The sequence below is a fragment of the Duganella sp. HH101 genome (assembly GCF_001758795.1).
In the GTDB taxonomy this organism is placed as follows: domain Bacteria; phylum Pseudomonadota; class Gammaproteobacteria; order Burkholderiales; family Burkholderiaceae_D; genus Rugamonas; species Rugamonas rivuli.
This window is the reverse complement of record NZ_LRON01000045.1, coordinates 1-16569: the sequence shown is the minus strand read 5'-3', so window position 1 is coordinate 16569 and position 16569 is coordinate 1. Positions and strand designations below refer to the sequence as shown.

Below are 16569 nucleotides of genomic sequence, written 5' to 3'. Positions count from 1 at the left end.
GATTGCTACAGACGCGTTTGGCAATGCGCTGGGTAGCAGCTTGGCGGCCGAGTTCTCGCGTCCTTCGCTGCCCGACTCCATGGGCAACCTGCCGTCCGATCAGCGTCGTCACATTCAAGACTTGGCGATGCGGACTGGTGCCGATCTCAGCGATCCAAACATGGCTGATCGCATTCAGAAAATCTCTGAACTGAAGTTCGCAGCCGGCCAAGACCTTTCGCGTGATGACGTACTGGACCGGACTAGCGACTTCCTGCGTCTACGCAACGCCACGGATGACCAGATTAGCCAAGTCCGTGACATCTACGCAAACAACAAGGTTCTTCCTCTGGTTGGGAACGTGGAGGCGCTCTGGAATGTCGGTAAAACCGCTAACGACGCCACAACCAGACAAAGAACGTTCGTAGGCAAATACATCGATAACGCCATGGTCGGGACGGGGAATGTTCTATCGACGTTCGGCGAATATGTCGAGAGTAACCCGGTAGCCAAATACGCCTTGGAAGGGCTGGATATTGTGACCGGCCCTGCTGCTTACGCGCTTCGCAATTTCACACCGGTAGGCGACCTCATTAATGCCGCCCAATCCAAGGTGACAGGCTACATCTCAGGTGGTCTGCAAGATGTTGGCAGGACAGATATCGATGCGCAAAACGGTGGCATTGGTGGGACGGCGATGCTATCGGTGGGTGCAGGTGGTTTCGCAGGAATGATGAAAGGTGTTGGAAGCACGCTCGACATCTTTAAAACTAAACGCCTGCTGCCGGGTGAAGGGAACGTCGCAACCTATGGCGAGCTGATAGCCGCAGGCAGTAAGGGCGACAACATCACACCACATCACATTCCGTCTGCTAAACACATGTCACAATACGACATTAGCAAGAATGATGGCATCGCAATTAACATGGAACAGCCTGTCCCTGGTGTTGGCGGCCGTCATCGTGAAACCTTCACTTACGGCACTACCGCAGATGTCGACATGACGGCGCGTGGAGCATTGGCAACCGGCGTTCAAGATGCTCGAAAAATCTATCAGAATGATGGTCTTTATGGGCCTGACATCCGTAAGCAACTACAAGAACTGATCCGCCAAAATAAAGCGACGTACCCAACAATTTTTGAGAAAAAGTAAACAAGAAATGGAATCCTTAACTGAAGCACTGGATCAACTGGGCCATGCGGTACGATTGTCTGGGGAGGCAGCGGTAAAAACGCTAGATTCGGCCATTACAGACGTGTTGGCCTTTCGCGATCCTGCGTGCATTAGCCCGATGCTGCTTGCCCTCAATGATGAGGCCGAGTTTGATGAAGGGATGTTTTCGCTTATACATGCAGCGGAATCATTCGACGACGATATTTATGTACGTGCGTTTTTGCGCGCCATACCGAATCTGCAGGCCACGAGTCCGAGGTGGGCATCTATTATTTTGATGCGGGTGTTAAACAACCAAGCCACCCGGGATCTTCTGACGAGAATGGTTAGGCAAGAGTCCACTGAAGTTAAAGTGGCCATTACATGGCTTTGTGAAAAGATCAACGAGAAAAATCCCACATTCTTAAATAAAACTTTGCCAATCCTTCTCGCTGCAAAATGAAGGTACTACAAAGGTTCATCCACGCTGATGCCTGATGGGGCGGGGTATATTCCAGCCGGATGGCCTCGACCATTTGCTTCCTTGTGGCCTAACACGACCAGCCCTGACTCTTTAATTTAAAAAAAAGCCGTCCCCAACCCGCTGCTGGTCGCGCGGGTGATGGGTACGGCTTCTTTTTTTAGCGGCTAGACAGGTCGCTACGTGTTGGCGTTGGCTTGGGCCAGCATGGTCTCCAGCATTTCCACCACAAAGCGCTGCTTCTGCCTCGGCAGTTCGTTGATGCGCTCCATACTGCGCTGCAATTGCGAAGCCGGCCCACGCTTGGCGTGAACCTTCACGGCATCGCCCAACAGCTCATCGATCTGCACCCGGAGCGCACGCGCCAACGTCGGCAGCATCGACACAGGAACGCGCCGGCGGCCCACTTCGTAGGACCCCACCATCTGCTGCGAAATGCCGAGCGCCTGGGCCAACTGAACTTGCGTCAGGCCTTGGTCCTTGCGCATTTGCGCGATGCGGGCACCCAGCACCTTGAAATATTCCTTCTCGTCTTGGGTCATGACTGAAATCCATTGCTGCTGTAGCGACTTCATAACGATAACCCCTGTTTTTGGTTGGTAGTTGACTCTACGCCAAATTGGCGTAGACTGCAAACGAGTTATTTTCTTCCAAACCCTCTTGACAGGTTTTTAGCCCAACCCCGATTTATGCCCAGAATCCCCGAAACCGACATCGAACGGCTAAAAAATGAAGTATCCGTCGAGCGCCTGATCGAAGCGGCCGGCATCGCCTTGAAGAAAAGCGGCAAGGACAAGCTGGGCCTGTGCCCGTTCCATGACGATGGCGAACCGTCGCTGGTGGTCACGCCGGCCAAGAATCTGTGGCACTGCTTCGGTTGCCAGATCGGCGGCGGGCCGATCGACTGGGCGATGAAGTTCAAGGGCGTATCGTTCCGGCACGCGGTCGAGCTGCTGAAGGCCGATCCTTCCCTAGCCGCTCAAGGTGTGAGCGACACGCCCATCAAGCGCGCCACTGTGCGCAGCCTGCCGCCGCCGGTGGCGTTCGACGCCGACGACCAGGCGTTGCTCAACCAGACCATCGGCTACTACCACGAAACCTTGAAGCAGTCGCCCGAAGCGCTGGCTTACCTACAGGCGCGCGGCCTCGCGCACCCGGACCTGATCGAACGTTTTAAGCTGGGCTACGCCAACCGCACGCTGGGCCTGCGCCTGCCGGAAAAGAACCGCGCCGCCGGCGCCGACATCCGCGCCCGCCTGCAAAAGATCGGCATCTACCGCGAGAGTGGCCACGAACATTTCAACGGCTCGCTGGTGGTGCCGGTGTTCGATGCCGCCGGCGACGTCACCGAGGTGTATGGCCGCAAGGTGCGCGACGACCTGCGCAGGGGTACGCCGGCGCACCTGTACCTACCCGGCCCACACCGGGGCGTGTGGAACGAAGCGGCGCTGGCCACCTCGCCCGAGATCATCCTGTGCGAGGCGCTGATCGACGCCATGACGTTCTGGTGCGCCGGCTTCACCAACGTCACCGCCGCCTACGGCGTGGAGGGTTTTACGCCCGACCACGTGGCCGCGTTACTGCGTAACGGCGTCACCCGCGTGCTGATCGCCTACGACCGCGACGACGCCGGCGACAAGGCGGCCGCCAAACTGGCGGCGCAGCTGATGGAGCACGGCATCGAGTGCTACCGCATCGTGTTCGCGCGCGGCATGGACGCCAATGCCACGGCGTTGCACGCCGGCCGCGCGGCGGCCGACGCGCTGGGCATGGCGATCCGCAAGGCCCAATGGTTGGGCAATGGCGCCGCGCCGCGTGATCCGCTTCTTTCCTTAGCCGCTCGCCGGAACCTGCCCGATGCCGCGCCGCCGGCAGCACCCGCGCCCATCGCGCAGACGAACGTGATGGCCGTCCATGACGAACCCGCCGCGCTACCACCGCCGCCATTGCCCGCGTCGCCGCTGCCGGCCGCACCGGCCGCCGAGCCGCTGCCCGAGGTGCTGGACAACACGCTGCGCATGGCTTTCGGCGAACGCCACTACCGCGTGCGCGGCCTGGAGAAGAACACCAGCCCGGAGCTATTGAAGATCAATCTGCTGGCCGCCTACGGCGAGCATTTTCATGTCGATACCTTCGACCTGTATGCGGCGCGCTCGCGCGCCGCCTTCGTCACGCAGGCCGCCTTTGAGCTCAAACAAAGCGAGGAAGTGATCCGCGCCGACCTGGGCAAGGTGCTGATGAAACTGGAGGCCGTGCAGGACGAGCGTTGGCGCAAAACCCTGGAGCCAGCACCGGTGGCCGGCGTGGCGATCAGCGACGAGGACCGCAGCGCGGCATTGAAACTGCTGAACGATCCGGACGTGATTGACCGCATCGTCGCCGACATGGAGGCCGCCGGCATCACCGGAGAAAGCACCAACAAGCTGGTGGGCTACCTGGCGGCGACTTCCCGCAAACTGGCCAACCCGCTGGCCATCGTGATCCGGTCCTCGTCGGCCGCCGGCAAGACGTCGCTGATGGACGCGGTGCTGGCGATGATGCCGGACGAGGAGAAGATCAAGTACAGCGCCATGACCGGGCAAAGCCTGTTCTACATGGGCCAGGCCAATCTGAAGCACAAGATCCTGGCGCTGGCCGAGGAGGAAGGCGCGTCGCGCGCCTCGTATGCCTTAAAACTGTTGCAGTCCGAGGGGGAGCTGACCATGGCGTCCACCGGCAAGGACGCGGCCACCGGCAACCTGGTGACGCAGGAATACCGGGTCGAGGGACCGGTGATGCTGTTCACCACCACGACCGCGCTCGACATCGACCCGGAGCTGCTCAACCGCTGCCTGGTGCTGACGGTGGACGAAGGCCGCCAGCAGACGCAGGCCATCCACCGCTTGCAACGCCAGCGCCGCACCCTGCAAGGACTGCTGGTCAAGCAGGAGAAGGATTACATCGTCGCCCTGCACCAGAACGCGCAGCGCCTGCTGCGGCCGCTGGCCGTGATGAATCCCTACGCCGACCGTCTGACCTTCCCCGACAACGCCACACGCACCCGGCGCGATCACGAAAAATACCTGACCCTGATCGACACCATCGCGCTGCTGCATCAGTACCAGCGGCCGGTGCGCAGCACCCGCCACCGCGACCGCGTCATTGAATACATCGAAGTCACGCGCAAGGACATTGAATGCGCCAACGCGCTGGCGCACGAGGTGCTGGGCCGCAGCCTCGATGAACTGCCGCCGCAAACCCGCGCGCTGCTGCGCGCCCTGTGCGCGATGGTCGACCAGATCGCCGCCGCACAGGCCATCGCCCGCAACGTTGTGCGCTTCACCCGCCGCGCCGCGCGCGAGGCGCTGGAGCTGGGCGATACGCAACTGCGCCTGCACCTCGACCGCCTGGTCGAATTCGAATACGTGATCGCCCGCCGCGACGGCCCCGGCGGCAAGTTCGTCTACGAGCTGGCTTATGACGCCGACGGCGAAGGCGGCCGGCCGCACCTGCCGGGCCTGATCGACGTCGATCAACTCACCGCCGGTTCGGCTACGACCGACAAGTCGCGGGGGCAAACCGGTGAAGTCGCGGGGTGGTCGCGGGCCGATAGCGGGCCGGTTGCGGGGGCGTCGCGGACCAACGTATCGCCTGTAGATAAAGGCGTTGTTTCTCAAATTCGGCGACCAGCGGAAAAACCGCACGTATCAGGCGAAACAGCGCCGATCCTGTCGTACCCGCAATCGTCGCCGGCGGCGTAACATGCAACGCCCGCGCGCCAAGGCACGAGGAGCAAAACCGCAGGTCCAGTACCGCGGCGGCATCGACCCGCTGGCGCACTTATCCCTGTTCCGCTACGTCGAGGCCCATTGCGAATGGCTGGCCGTGACGCACTACGCCGCCGACACCGTCGTCACCCGCCGGCGCGCCTTGCGCACTTTCATCGCCTGGGCCAACGAGCGCGGCATCGACGATCCGCGCGAGGTCACCAAGCCGATCCTGGAACGCTACCAGCGCCACCTGTTCTACTATCGCAAGGAGGACGGCAGCCCGCTGGTGCCGGGCACGCAAGTGAACCTGCTGCGCGCCGTCAAAACCTTCTTCAAGTGGGCCACGCGCGAAAACCACATCCTCTACAACCCGGCCTCCGAGCTGGACGTGCCCAAGGTGCAGCGCCACCTACCGCGCAACATCCTGTCGGTGGACGAGGTGGCCGCCATCCTCAATGAGGCCGATCCGGCCACCGTCACCGGCCTGCGCGACCGCGCGCTGCTCGAACTGTTGTACAGCACCGGTTTGCGCCGCAAGGAGGTCGGCAACCTGACCCGCGGCGACATCGATTTTATCCGCCAGGTGGTGTTTGTGCGCGAGGGCAAAGGCGGCCGCGATCGCGTGGTGCCGCTGGGCCGCCGGGCCTGCGCCTGGCTGCAAAAATACCTGTACGAAGCCAGGCCGCAGTTGACGGTCGGCGACTCCACGGCGCTGTTCGTGACCGACTACGGCGATCCGGTGCTGGGCCATTATGTCGCCATGCGTGTCAAGCGCTACATGGCCATCGCCGGCATCGAGCGGCCCGGCGCGGCCCATCTGCTGCGCCATGCCTGCGCCACCCACATGCTCGAAGGTGGCGCCGACATCCGTTTCATTCAGGCGCTGCTGGGCCACGCCAGCCTGAACACCACCGAAATCTACACCCACGTCTCCATCGAGAAGCTGAGCGCCATCCACGCCGCCACACATCCTGCACGCCTGGAGCGCCGCCAGGACGCGAACGCAATCCCAGATGATCCAGCGCCCCACCCGACCGGCACGGACGCCGCCAGCGCGTTTCTGGACGCGCTGCGCGCCGAAGCCGACGACGAGGATGACCGCGCTGGGACGTGACGACGAACGCCGCGCAGCACCGCCGGCCACATCACTCCGGTCGAGTCCGTACACGACAACGCCAGTCGCTGCGCGATACCGCCAGCCGCTGCGCGGCATCCAACAGCCACGCTTGATGCGAAAGTGGGCCAACAAGGCGCGCTCGTTCCTCGCTTGCGGCCGCGCTGCGCCGGCAGTCAGGCCGAACGCAAAGGCACAGCCGCCTCGGGGGAAATCGTGCGCTGCGCGCCCGATTGTCACATAACGCCGCATTCCGCAAAGTCGGCCCAGTCGTTACGCTGCGCTTCACTTGGTGGGCCGACCTCGCGGAACAGGCGTTATGTCTGGCGCCCCTCCCCGTCTGCCAAGCCATAGTGTGCGCCCTGGGGCGCAGGGCTTCGGCCAGGGTCACGGCGCGCGCGCCGCCGGCGCTTGCACCCGCGCGCTGCCGTCAGCCAGGTCGAACGCAAACCCAACGTCAACGGCAAACCCCAGCGGGCGGCAAGCCGCCCGCCTCCCAGAAAATTCAGAAAATCTTCGGCGATTGATAAATAGAAGTGATGGGTAAATTCGCCTATCGCTTTCTTTTCAAGGAGAACTTCATGAAAGCACACGTTATCCGTATCGAGCATCACGGCATTCCATTCAAGAACAGCAAACACGGCATCCTGCTGGTGACAGGTCTGTGGCACCACTACGTTCTGTTCCTGCCTTGATTCGATAAAGGGCCGGCCCCGCTGGCCCAACTGCCTGCTTCGAGGTCAAACCCCGACCTCGAAGCCATGTAAAAACCGGCACATTCGCCCTTGCCGGCGCGCGATAAATCGGCCAAACTCGCGTCCAGGATTTTTTTCGTTCTTTAACACACCGCACTTGGGCCGACCGGCCCACCAGCCCGCATCGCATCTGGGTTTTCGCCTCCGAATTACGACCGCTCGCGTCGGGGCCACGGATTGCTACAGATGCGTTCGGCAATGCGTTGGGTAGCAGCTTGGCGTACAGCAGCAGCGGAACTCCTGACCTTAGCGACGATGCGTGGGCCGGCATCAAACAAGAAGTAATGTCTGGTGACCGGTATGCATCTACCGCAATGGACCCAAGACAAAATTGGGCCACAGTCGCACGGGGTGGCCAACTGTCTCAAAATCCAGACGGCCCCGATTTCCCCGCCGGCGTACTGGATGATGGCGAGGAATACACAAAGCAGATATACACTGAAGGCGATAAGTCATTCCCAGTCGTGCAAACAGCTAGGGGCGTTTATGCTTATCCGGGTAGCGCAGTCGCTCCTATCGCCTCTGTTGAGGTGGTCGGTCAGCGACTCACGCTGGAGCAAAGGTTGGATGCTGATGTGGCCGATCAGATTGCGGTCAATAGCAATCGGTTAGATCAAAATCTGCAAGCATTTGTACAGAATCTGCAAGCTAATCCTGCTGAGTTCGAGATCCAACCCAACACCAGCACGTATGCGCAAACAGCAGGTGGCGGTGCGGTTAGCTCATGGGACACCTATCAACGAATTCAGTACAAAGCTGGCATCGCACAAAATGCGGCAAGCGGAGTGGCAGCAGTGCAAGCGGCACGTGCAGCCAACGACTTAACTGCGGCCCGGGCGGCAGCCTACTCTGCTTCAGAGGGACGAATCGATCTCCGAGAAGCAACGCGAGCAAAACAGTCGTGGGGTGGAGGTATCGTGTCGAAAGGTATCGACAAGTCAATGACACCTGCACAATACGAAGCGAAATATCAGCGTTCAAATCCATTTGATACCTACGAGCTTATGGCTGAAAAATCTGGGGCCGGCCGTGCTTCGCTAAATAAGCTGGTTACGTTTGGTAAGATCGCAGGACCAGCAGCCATGCTTTACGGCGGCTATTCCGCTTATAGCGCAGTGAGCAACGCCCCGACTGGCATGAAAGGGCAAGTAGCCGCACAAGAGACAGGCGGATTCTTTGGCGGTGCAGTAGGATCAACCCTGGGTACCGGCATTGGGGCGGGAGCCGTAGTTATCGGTGCAGGATTCTTGGGATTAGCTGCTGCGCCAGCTGCACTAGTTATAGGCGCTGGTATCCTTGGCGGTATGGCCCTTGGCTATGGCGGCGCTGAAAGCGGTCGTTGGGTTGGCGGAAAAATCTATCAATGGTTCCAATGAAGTAGAACGTAAAGATGAATCAATCATTCTATAGAGAATTCGAATGCGACGCGGAGGACGGCTCGCATTACAGAATGTCGTTCGATAAATTCAACAAGCCGGAGGGTCAATACAACCGATGGCGGCGCATGAACATCGAAAAATCTTCTGACGGTGGACGGTCATGGCATCCCATGCCGCTTACGCTTAGTGCTGCATCTAAAGTGCTCCTTTGGGTAAGCGCCCAACCTGAATGGCCGCCAGAAATAGTGGTCGATTTTGGCTGTGAAAATGGAGCACCATGGTTTGAGTATGAGGACGACATCGATGCACAGCGGTGGTTCCGCCGCCCAGCCAGATGGCATGCACAGTTTGATAACGGAACAGGGAAATGGAAATTAGGGCAGATTCAGGTCCTTACTGATTCTTCCTCATCTGCTTGAAGATCAGTGCCAGGGTCTGTTCCTGCAACCGGTCACGACCTCGGTCATTTTTCTATATGCGTTCTTGCTCAGACGCTCACTCTTTAGTTATAAAAAAGCCGTCCCCAACCCGCTGCTGTTCGCGCAGGTGATGGGTACGGCTTCTTTTTTTAGCGGCTAAGGCAGGTCGCTATGCAACGACGGTCACGCTACCGGCTGGCCACGCTTCGTTCCAGCCGCCGGCTTCTTCGCCGCCGCCTCGGCCCGTGCCGAATCCCAACGCCGCGCCTCGTGCTTGAGAATCATCCCTTCCAACAACTCGCGCACGGTCTGCTTCTCCGCTTCCGAAAACTGGCTGACGGCCTCGAACTGCAATGCCAGGTCGTCGCTGGGGCCGCGCTCCTGTTCGCCGAACACCAGATCATCAAGCCGCACATGCAACACCTTGGCCAGCCGAATCAGGGCGTCTAAGGTTGGTTGCGCCGTCCCCGCCTCATAGCGGCGGATCTGATTGACGTGCAGCTCGGCGGCATCGGACAAGCCTTGCTGCGTCATGCCCAGGGCCTTGCGCAGCTGGATCAGTCTTGAAGGGAAGGACATGGTTAGGGACCAAAGTGTGAGTGGTTTCATACTGTATCCCCCGTTTTCAAAAATGATTAGCCAATACACAGTATAAGGTATTAAAATAAAACACCAAAAGGGTATTGACAGGTTTTTGAGCAAAAGGCGGAAAATGGCACGCATCCCGGAAACGGACATCGAGCGACTGAAGAACGAGGTGTCCGTCGAGCGCCTGGTCGAAGCGGCCGGCATCGCCTTGAAGAAAAGCGGCAAGGACAAGCTGGGCCTGTGCCCATTCCACGACGACGGCGAACCGTCGCTGGTGGTCACGCCAGCCAAAAACCTGTGGCACTGCTTCGGCTGCCAGATCGGCGGCGGCCCGATCGACGGGCGATGAAGTTCAAGGGCGTGTCGTTCCGGCACGCGGTCGAGCTGCTGAAGGCCGATCCTTCCCTAGCCGCTCAGGGTGTGAGCGACACGCCCATCAAGCGCGCCACCGTGCGCAGCCTGCCGCCGCCGATGGCGTTCGACGCCGACGACCAGGCGCTGCTCAACCAGACCATCGGCTACTACCACGAGACGTTGAAGCAGTCGCCCGAAGCGCTGGCTTACCTACAGGCGCGCGGCCTCGCGCACCCGGACCTGATCGAACGTTTTCAACTGGGCTACGCCAACCGCACGCTGGGCCTGCGCCTGCCAGAGAAGAACCGCGCCGCCGGCGCCGACATCCGAACCCGCCTGCAAAAGATCGGCATCTACCGCGAGAGCGGCCACGAACATTTCAACGGTTCGTTGGTGGTGCCGGTGTTCGACGCCGCCGGCGACGTCACCGAGGTGTACGGCCGCAAGGTCCGCGACGATCTGCGCAAGGGCACGCCGGCGCACCTGTACCTGCCCGGCCCGCACCGGGGCGTGTGGAACGAGGCGGCGCTGGCCGCATCTTCCGAAATCATCCTGTGCGAGGCGCTGATCGACGCCATGACGTTCTGGTGCGCCGGCTTCACCAACGTCACCGCCGCCTACGGCGTGGAAGGTTTTACGCCCGACCACCTGGCCGCGTTGCTGCGTCACGGCGTCACCCGCGTGCTGATCGCCTACGACCGCGACGACGCCGGCGACAAGGCGGCCGTCAAACTGGCGGCGCAGCTGATGGAACGCGGCATCGAGTGCTACCGCATCGTGTTCGCGCGCGGCATGGACGCCAATGCCACGGCGTTGCACGCCGGCCGCTCAGCGGCCGACGCGCTGGGCATGGCGATCCGCAAGGCCCAGTGGCTAGGCAATGGCGCCGCGCCGCGTGATCCGCTTCTTTCCTTAGCCGCCCGCCAGCACCTGCCCGACGCCGCGCCGCCGGCAGCACCTGCACACATCGCGCAGGCCGACGTGATGGCCGTCCATGACGAAGCCGCCGCGCCACCGCCGCCGCCATTGCCCGCATCGCCGCTGCCGACCGCACCGGCCGCCGAGCCGCTGCCCGAAGTGCTGGACAACACGCTGCGCATGAGCTTTGGCGAACGCCACTACCGCGTGCGCGGTCTGGAGAAGAACACCAGCCCGGAGCTATTGAAAATCAATCTGCTGGCCGCCTACGGCGAACATTTTCACGTCGACACCTTCGACCTGTACGCGGCGCGCTCGCGCGCCGCCTTCGTCACGCAGGCCGCCGCCGAACTCAAACAAAGCGAGGACGTGATCCGCGCCGACCTGGGCAAGGTGCTGATGAAACTGGAGGCCGTGCAGGACGAACGGTTGCGCAAGACGCTGGAGCCGGCGCCGGTGGCCGGCGTGGCGATCAGCGACGAGGACCGCAGCGCGGCGTTGAAACTGCTGAACGACCCGGACGTGATCGGCCGCATCGTCGCCGACATGGAGGCCGCCGGTATCACCGGCGAAAGCACCAACAAGCTGGTGGGCTACCTGGCGGCGACTTCCCGAAAGCTGGCCAACCCGCTGGCCATCGTGATCCGGTCCTCGTCGGCCGCCGGCAAGACGTCGCTGATGGATGCGGTGCTGGCGATGATGCCGGACGAGGAGAAGATCAAGTACAGCGCCATGACCGGGCAAAGCCTGTTCTACATGGGTTTTCTATGGAACTCTCTGTGGCGACGCCACCTTCGGCGGTGGGTCTGGCCTTGGGCGGAGCCGATGCGGTGTTGGGACCGATGTTCAGCGAAGCATTTGCCGATCGACATGACCGCCAGAACGTACTCGGTCGTCTGTTCGAAGCCCTGTTGATCGACGTGTTACGCATCGCCTTATCACACAGAGATGCCGAACGCGGCCTGTTTCACAGCCGACTGCATCCAACACTGGGCAATGCGCTCAATGCCATCCGCGCCGATCCGACACGCGACTGGTTGCTCGACACGCTCATGGCCGGCCTATCGCACAGCAGCTTTGCCGGCACCTTCACGAACGCATTCGGCGACTCGCCGGGAGACTAACTTGCGCGATAACGCATGCCCCTTAGCGCATGTCCCTGGCCCGAGCCATGATACGGGAAAGGGGTTTCATGAAACTGGTCGCTGAACGCGTCGGTTACGCAAGTCAGGCGGGGTTCCTGAAAGCATTTAAGACGGTCATGGGCGACTCACCCAACACAGGGCCTAGCGGGAAGTTGAAGCAACGGCCGCCCCTCCGCCCTTGCCGGTCGTCCGGTTAAATTGTCAGGCAATATCTACCGTGATGAGGCTGACGGCTCATCGCCGAAGCGCGGCCGCAGCCCAACCCGACCGTTCTCAGGGCTCCTCGTTGGCATCAACAGCCACCTCGCCCCCGCCAATGTTAGTGGGGTGCACGACTTCTGAGCGCATTCGTTCGGCGATCAAGTGTGCTTCGCCCAGATCGGCATCGGGCGCAAGCAACGCAAATTCATCGCCGCCCAAGCGGCATAGAATATCGGTTTCTCTTCTGATCGCAATGAGACGGTCGCCGATCGTACGCAACACGAGATCACCAGCCAAATGACCGCAGGTGTCATTGATGGGCTTGAACTTATCCAGATACATCACCAGCACCGGGAACGTTCTGCCCACGTTGCGTTTCAGCCTGGCGGAGCTCGCTTCCAGTCGGACCTCACCGTCAACCCGTGGACCTTACCGTTTGATGCCCTGGCCCCGACTGACAGCTTCATGACTCGCCGTAGCATGATTGGCGTCGTACCGAATCGCGGCATGAGTCCCAATCGCTGGCAATTTCAAAAAGTCATGGGCTGAGTGACGAATACAGGTTTTACCGACCTGCTGGTAGAGGTGCTCTTGATCGCTGTGCAGCACGACGCCATCGTATGTCTTGTCCTTGCTGGCAGGGATAGCCGCGCTCAGATTATAGATACCGGGCTGAAGCTGACCGGCCTTGCCTACCTTGGTGGTGGTCCACTGACTGTCAAATTCGCTCTGGACTATGCGCTGACCATTCATCACTAATATGCGTTGCTTCATTACCTACCTCTCCGCTTAACGATCGTCACGTGGCCAGCCTTTTCATCATCGGGACATGCGCCAAGGATAGAGGCGGCATGGTCCCGTTCAAAATCTGCATACGATGGCTCTCATGCATTTTTAGCCCTCCACCAAGGCGATGAGCTGAACGTCGATAAGATCGACCTCTGCCAACTCGCAATCGTCGTCGTAGCGCAACCAGGCCTTGCCCGCAGAAGAAGGGCGCCGCCGAACCAGAAGCCGCCCTTCCCTGCCTTGATGCCGTATTGCCAGCACCGGATTTACCCACGGCAAAGACTGCAACATCCCTGATCCGTCGCTCGCATCATTTTGCTTTCCGGCGATCACAAACAACGGCGCGTCGCCCTCCGTTGCGCCTGAAGGCTGACGTCGTTCCAGCTTTTGCTCGATGAATGCTCGCAGCATCCGCACGGAACTTCTTGTCACTTCCTGCGTTTCATCCGCCAGCCAGACCGACACGTCAGCCGGTGCCTTGCGATGAACGAAAATCAATTCGTTGACCAAAGTGACATCGCGCACGCGCCCCGTGTTAAAGGCTGCCGCAATCGCTTCCGGCAGGTCCAGCAGCGCCGCGTGTTGCGTAACGAACGCCGCAGACTTGCTGATTTGCCGGGCGATTTCCCCCTTGCGCAGGCCCTTCGCCAGCTCGCGGCCAATGTAGTCGGCGATTTCTCGCGCCGTCAATTCATTGCGATGCAGGTTTTCGACCACCTGGTCGGCCTGGCTATAATTCGTGTCAGTGAAAGCGGGAATGTGCGTCAACCCTGCCAGACGCGACGCACGGAAGCGACGGGCGCCGTGATTGATCAGAAAACGTCCAGGGATTTCCAGGTTCGGGCGCACGGAGATAGGCGTCTTCACGCCGCGCAGCAGGATCGCGGCGGAGAGCTCGGTAAGACTCGATGGAGAGAAGCCCGGATTATTTTTTGTACGCGGCTGGAGGGGGTCTTCATCGATCAGGTCGAGCTGTAACATGAGCGGCCCGCCATGTGCCGTCTCTGCCGTTGGCGATCCCTCTTTGCCAGCCACGATGTCACCTTTACCCGCCGAACGGGCCGGCAGCTTTCGCAGCACGACATTGGGGCCGCGTCGTTCTTTGATAGCGCCGGTCATCCAAAAAAATCCGCCATGCTACTCCCTGAAGAGATCGAATACTTTGTCGTTTATTTAGGTGACGCCGGCGCTACCAGCAAGATCAGATAAGCCAAAACACCCAAAAACATAATATGCAAAAGCGCCGCAAAACTTGCCCAGCCGCTGAGCAACGCCACACGGAGGACTTGGACAATCAAATCTGCGCACAACAGCCATCGCAAAATTGGCCAAGTGCAGATCGCCACAAATACAATCACACCGGCGAGTATCTGGATAATTAGATTTTCGCTCGGGGCAGACCTTGGTTTGCTGGCATCAGCCTTGCGGGATGCACGAGCTTGTTGGGCGCGCATTCTGGGCTGCGTCGGAAATTGAACGATCCTTCCCATGGCCCTCCCCCTCGTCAGTTTTTTTGCAGCGTCAGAGCCATCCTCACACCGTCAGACATCCACGCTTTGATCAGCATCAAAGGACAGCGCTGCGTCGCCCGTCGACAAATGGCGAGTGTTTTAGCCGCTAAAGTCACACGGCACCTCGCCGCTGTCGAACATTGATCTATTCGACATCAGGGTCGTGTTCTATTTGCCTCTCAATCCGTTCAACGACATACTCGATCATGAATTTCGAAATATCGAATTTCAAAAATAATTGGAGGAAGACATGAGCGAGCTGATTTTGCATATTCTTGTCCCGTCCCGTTACGAGGACATCGGCGCGTTAGTGGGCGATCGCGCGGCGCTGTACGCCTTGCGCGACGCAGTCGACGATGCCATCCACTCCGGTAGCGGCGGCGCACTCCTGACACAATCCGATGGCGAAGTCTACGCACTGGCAGTCGTGCGCGAAGAGGATATGACGCACGTCTGCACCAACTACGCCAACGAGACCAGGCCCGTGCGCGCGGAGCGTGAGGTCATTCCGCTACGCGCGGTGCATCACATGCTGGACGCCATCCGTAAGGCCGTTCAGTCGCAATGGATCAGCAGCGATACCGAAACCCACACACCTGGATAAAGGTGAACGATATGATCCAGACCAAGCAAGGGAGCCCGGCCCACCAGCGCATGTCGGGGGAGAAACGCTTACGCAACCAAATTGCGGCAAGCACGTCTGACGTGCCGCAGCGAGACCGGCGGGCCATGTTTTACCACCAGGAGCTGCGATTGATCCGCCTGAAGGAAGTGCTCGCGATTTGCGGAAAGTCGCGCAGCAGCGTATATGAAGCTATCAATAAGGGAGAGTTCCCTGCACCGGTCAAGTTGCGCGGACGTTCCTCTGCATGGATATGGAGCGAGGTAATCCAGTGGGCGGAAGATTGCATCAGGACCAGTCGCGCATGACACCAGAATGAAAAGCCGCCTCTTCGCTCTGACGCGGGCGCCCCTACACTCGATCTGCGCAGAGGCTTTGTGGGGCGCGATAACCACTTAAGGCGGCTCGACCACAGCGAGAATGGTGGACGTTCCAGTTCTACTAGCGGGCTTGCAAAGAACCTTCGACATTTCACTCGGCTATCCCGAAGGACTAGGTAATCTCGCAAAAAAACGCCGTCACAAGGACGGCGCACGACTACTTAATGATAAAAACGGCGCTTGATTTTCTACGGCTACCCTTGCACAGATATCATTGAGGGCAGCCCCCACCTTGCCCAGGAGAGCAATACTCGTAGACGGTCGGCTCTGGGCTCTACTGCCACCGAGACCCGGCAAGCCAGCAGAACCTCCGCCTACTCTCCCAGGGACACCACCACCCGTACCGCCAGTTTTTCCGCCGTAATAGAAGGCACAAGGGGTGGGAAGCCACCGGGCTTCTTTACAGCTTAATAGGCAGCTATTGCCGGCTCCGTTACACGGCCAATGATCTCTGCCCGATCCCAGCTGACACCGTCACTGAACATGATCTTTTCAATGCCACCTTCATCCGACCCGCCCAACTGGTAGGCGACAGTCACCTGATCGCCGCTCCCATAATCGATCACCAAATCGCCGCCCTGTCGACGCAGCACGATGTCGGCGGTCGAAGCGAGGTCTGTGAATTCCAGCACGTCGGTGGAGTTATCGGTATAGGCATCGACGATGCGGTCCTGCCCATCGCCAATCGCCAGGCGATAGGTATCGGAGCCGCCTTCGCCCGTAAGCACATCGTTTCCCTTACCGCCAACAAGAATGTCATTACCGCTCCCACCTTTCAAGGTATCGTTACCGGCGCCTCCGATCAGTACGTCATTACCTGCCCCGCCCGTCAGGGCATCGTCGCCCTCACCTCCATCGAGCGTGTCGTCCAGGCTTCCGCCGATCAAGGTGTCGTTGCCAGAAAGGCCGTAGACCTTGTAACCGGCATCGCTCGGCGCTGTCAGCGTGTCGTCCCCCGCCGTACCGGTGATCAACGAAACCACGTGGGCTGCGATTGTCGTCCGGTCCCAGCTGACACCGTCACTGAACATG

At 60.1% G+C, this 16569-nt stretch carries 18 protein-coding genes; 11 read left to right on the top strand and 7 right to left on the bottom strand.

Annotated elements, in window-relative coordinates; all coding sequences use genetic code 11:
* Positions 1 to 1132, top strand: a 1132-nt coding sequence (locus tag DUGA2_RS34285) for a hypothetical protein (RefSeq protein WP_210402614.1), incomplete at its 5' end; no start/stop codon positions are given.
* A 7-nt stretch (positions 1133 to 1139) separates the two neighbouring features.
* The gene (locus DUGA2_RS31780; protein ID WP_070273271.1) at positions 1140 to 1595 is read left to right on the top strand and encodes an Imm30 family immunity protein; all 456 of its coding nucleotides are present in this window, start codon (positions 1140 to 1142) and stop codon (positions 1593 to 1595) included.
* 197 nt (positions 1596 to 1792) lie between these two features.
* Here the strand turns inward: DUGA2_RS31780 and DUGA2_RS31775 are convergent, their stop codons facing one another.
* Complete coding sequence (locus tag DUGA2_RS31775) at positions 1793 to 2155, bottom strand: helix-turn-helix domain-containing protein (RefSeq protein WP_070273270.1); 363 nt, start codon at positions 2153 to 2155, stop codon at positions 1793 to 1795.
* 147 nt (positions 2156 to 2302) lie between these two features.
* Between DUGA2_RS31775 and DUGA2_RS31770 the strand changes: the two genes are divergently transcribed.
* The 4 genes from DUGA2_RS31770 (at position 2303) to DUGA2_RS33905 (ending at position 9029) form a co-directional block, all read left to right on the top strand.
* Entirely contained in the window at positions 2303 to 5353 is a 3051-nt protein-coding gene (locus tag DUGA2_RS31770) for a CHC2 zinc finger domain-containing protein (protein ID WP_070273269.1), read from the top strand.
* Between the two features lies 1 nt (position 5354).
* Positions 5355 to 6476 (top strand): site-specific tyrosine recombinase XerC, encoded by a 1122-nt coding sequence (gene xerC, locus DUGA2_RS31765; protein WP_071659007.1) that lies wholly within the window; start codon positions 5355 to 5357, stop codon positions 6474 to 6476.
* Positions 6477 to 7446: 970 nt separating this feature from the next.
* The gene (locus DUGA2_RS33910) at positions 7447 to 8607 is read left to right on the top strand and encodes a hypothetical protein (protein ID WP_141753447.1); all 1161 of its coding nucleotides are present in this window, start codon (positions 7447 to 7449) and stop codon (positions 8605 to 8607) included.
* Between the two features lie 14 nt (positions 8608 to 8621).
* Positions 8622 to 9029 (top strand): hypothetical protein, encoded by a 408-nt coding sequence (locus tag DUGA2_RS33905; RefSeq protein ID WP_141753446.1) that lies wholly within the window; start codon positions 8622 to 8624, stop codon positions 9027 to 9029.
* Positions 9030 to 9212: 183 nt separating this feature from the next.
* Here DUGA2_RS33905 and DUGA2_RS31760 read toward each other — a convergent pair whose 3' ends face one another.
* A complete protein-coding gene (locus DUGA2_RS31760; protein ID WP_070273268.1) occupies positions 9213 to 9608 on the bottom strand; it encodes a helix-turn-helix domain-containing protein in 396 nt (131 codons plus the stop codon).
* 133 nt (positions 9609 to 9741) lie between these two features.
* On the opposite strand from DUGA2_RS31760, the gene DUGA2_RS31755 reads away from it, so the two are divergent.
* From DUGA2_RS31755 to DUGA2_RS31745, 3 genes are read left to right on the top strand one after another with little or no spacing between them, the layout of a single operon-like run.
* Complete coding sequence (locus tag DUGA2_RS31755) at positions 9742 to 9966, top strand: CHC2 zinc finger domain-containing protein (protein WP_070273267.1); 225 nt, start codon at positions 9742 to 9744, stop codon at positions 9964 to 9966.
* The gene (locus DUGA2_RS31750) at positions 9963 to 11804 is read left to right on the top strand and encodes a toprim domain-containing protein (protein WP_070273266.1); all 1842 of its coding nucleotides are present in this window, start codon (positions 9963 to 9965) and stop codon (positions 11802 to 11804) included. The genes DUGA2_RS31755 and DUGA2_RS31750 overlap by 4 nt, the downstream gene beginning before the upstream one ends.
* Positions 11801 to 12013: a hypothetical protein gene (locus DUGA2_RS31745; protein WP_070273265.1), complete on the top strand. Its 213-nt coding sequence runs from the start codon at positions 11801 to 11803 to the stop codon at positions 12011 to 12013. Before DUGA2_RS31750 ends, DUGA2_RS31745 begins: the two co-directional genes overlap by 4 nt.
* 294 nt (positions 12014 to 12307) lie before the next feature.
* Here the strand turns inward: DUGA2_RS31745 and DUGA2_RS31740 are convergent, their stop codons facing one another.
* From DUGA2_RS31740 to kleE, 4 genes are all read right to left on the bottom strand, one after another.
* Positions 12308 to 12637 (bottom strand): GGDEF domain-containing protein, encoded by a 330-nt coding sequence (locus DUGA2_RS31740; RefSeq protein ID WP_083296555.1) that lies wholly within the window; start codon positions 12635 to 12637, stop codon positions 12308 to 12310.
* A gap of 27 nt (positions 12638 to 12664) precedes the next feature.
* On the bottom strand, positions 12665 to 13009 hold the full coding sequence (locus DUGA2_RS31735; protein WP_070273263.1) for a KfrB domain-containing protein: 345 nt from the start codon (positions 13007 to 13009) through the stop codon (positions 12665 to 12667).
* Between the two features lie 120 nt (positions 13010 to 13129).
* On the bottom strand, positions 13130 to 14143 hold the full coding sequence (locus tag DUGA2_RS31730) for a ParB/RepB/Spo0J family partition protein (RefSeq protein WP_083296554.1): 1014 nt from the start codon (positions 14141 to 14143) through the stop codon (positions 13130 to 13132).
* Between the two features lie 50 nt (positions 14144 to 14193).
* Complete coding sequence (kleE, locus tag DUGA2_RS33900) at positions 14194 to 14514, bottom strand: KleE stable inheritance protein (RefSeq protein WP_286162333.1); 321 nt, start codon at positions 14512 to 14514, stop codon at positions 14194 to 14196.
* 271 nt (positions 14515 to 14785) lie between these two features.
* On the opposite strand from kleE, the gene DUGA2_RS31725 reads away from it, so the two are divergent.
* On the top strand, positions 14786 to 15139 hold the full coding sequence (locus DUGA2_RS31725; RefSeq protein ID WP_141753443.1) for a hypothetical protein: 354 nt from the start codon (positions 14786 to 14788) through the stop codon (positions 15137 to 15139).
* 11 nt (positions 15140 to 15150) lie between these two features.
* Entirely contained in the window at positions 15151 to 15465 is a 315-nt protein-coding gene (locus tag DUGA2_RS34710; protein ID WP_229214825.1) for an AlpA family transcriptional regulator, read from the top strand.
* Between the two features lie 479 nt (positions 15466 to 15944).
* On the opposite strand, the gene DUGA2_RS34890 is transcribed toward DUGA2_RS34710, so the two are convergent.
* The coding region (locus DUGA2_RS34890) for a calcium-binding protein (protein WP_070273261.1) at positions 15945 to 16569 on the bottom strand (625 nt) is incomplete at its 5' end.

Excerpts from the sequence above, each read along its gene's own strand:
- DUGA2_RS31780 (WP_070273271.1), top strand. The coding sequence starts at position 1,140 with ATGGAATCCTTAACTGAAGCACTGGATCAACTGGGCCATGCGGTACGA.
- DUGA2_RS31775 (WP_070273270.1), bottom strand. The coding sequence starts at position 2,155 with ATGACCCAAGACGAGAAGGAATATTTCAAGGTGCTGGGTGCCCGCATC.
- DUGA2_RS31770 (WP_070273269.1), top strand. The coding sequence starts at position 2,303 with ATGCCCAGAATCCCCGAAACCGACATCGAACGGCTAAAAAATGAAGTA.
- xerC (WP_071659007.1), top strand. The coding sequence starts at position 5,355 with ATGCAACGCCCGCGCGCCAAGGCACGAGGAGCAAAACCGCAGGTCCAG.
- DUGA2_RS33905 (WP_141753446.1), top strand. The coding sequence starts at position 8,622 with ATGAATCAATCATTCTATAGAGAATTCGAATGCGACGCGGAGGACGGC.
- DUGA2_RS31760 (WP_070273268.1), bottom strand. The coding sequence starts at position 9,608 with ATGTCCTTCCCTTCAAGACTGATCCAGCTGCGCAAGGCCCTGGGCATG.
- DUGA2_RS31755 (WP_070273267.1), top strand. The coding sequence starts at position 9,742 with ATGGCACGCATCCCGGAAACGGACATCGAGCGACTGAAGAACGAGGTG.
- DUGA2_RS31750 (WP_070273266.1), top strand. The coding sequence starts at position 9,963 with ATGAAGTTCAAGGGCGTGTCGTTCCGGCACGCGGTCGAGCTGCTGAAG.
- DUGA2_RS31735 (WP_070273263.1), bottom strand. The coding sequence starts at position 13,009 with ATGAAGCAACGCATATTAGTGATGAATGGTCAGCGCATAGTCCAGAGC.
- DUGA2_RS31730 (WP_083296554.1), bottom strand. The coding sequence starts at position 14,143 with ATGACCGGCGCTATCAAAGAACGACGCGGCCCCAATGTCGTGCTGCGA.
- kleE (WP_286162333.1), bottom strand. The coding sequence starts at position 14,514 with ATGGGAAGGATCGTTCAATTTCCGACGCAGCCCAGAATGCGCGCCCAA.
- DUGA2_RS31725 (WP_141753443.1), top strand. The coding sequence starts at position 14,786 with ATGAGCGAGCTGATTTTGCATATTCTTGTCCCGTCCCGTTACGAGGAC.
- DUGA2_RS34710 (WP_229214825.1), top strand. The coding sequence starts at position 15,151 with ATGATCCAGACCAAGCAAGGGAGCCCGGCCCACCAGCGCATGTCGGGG.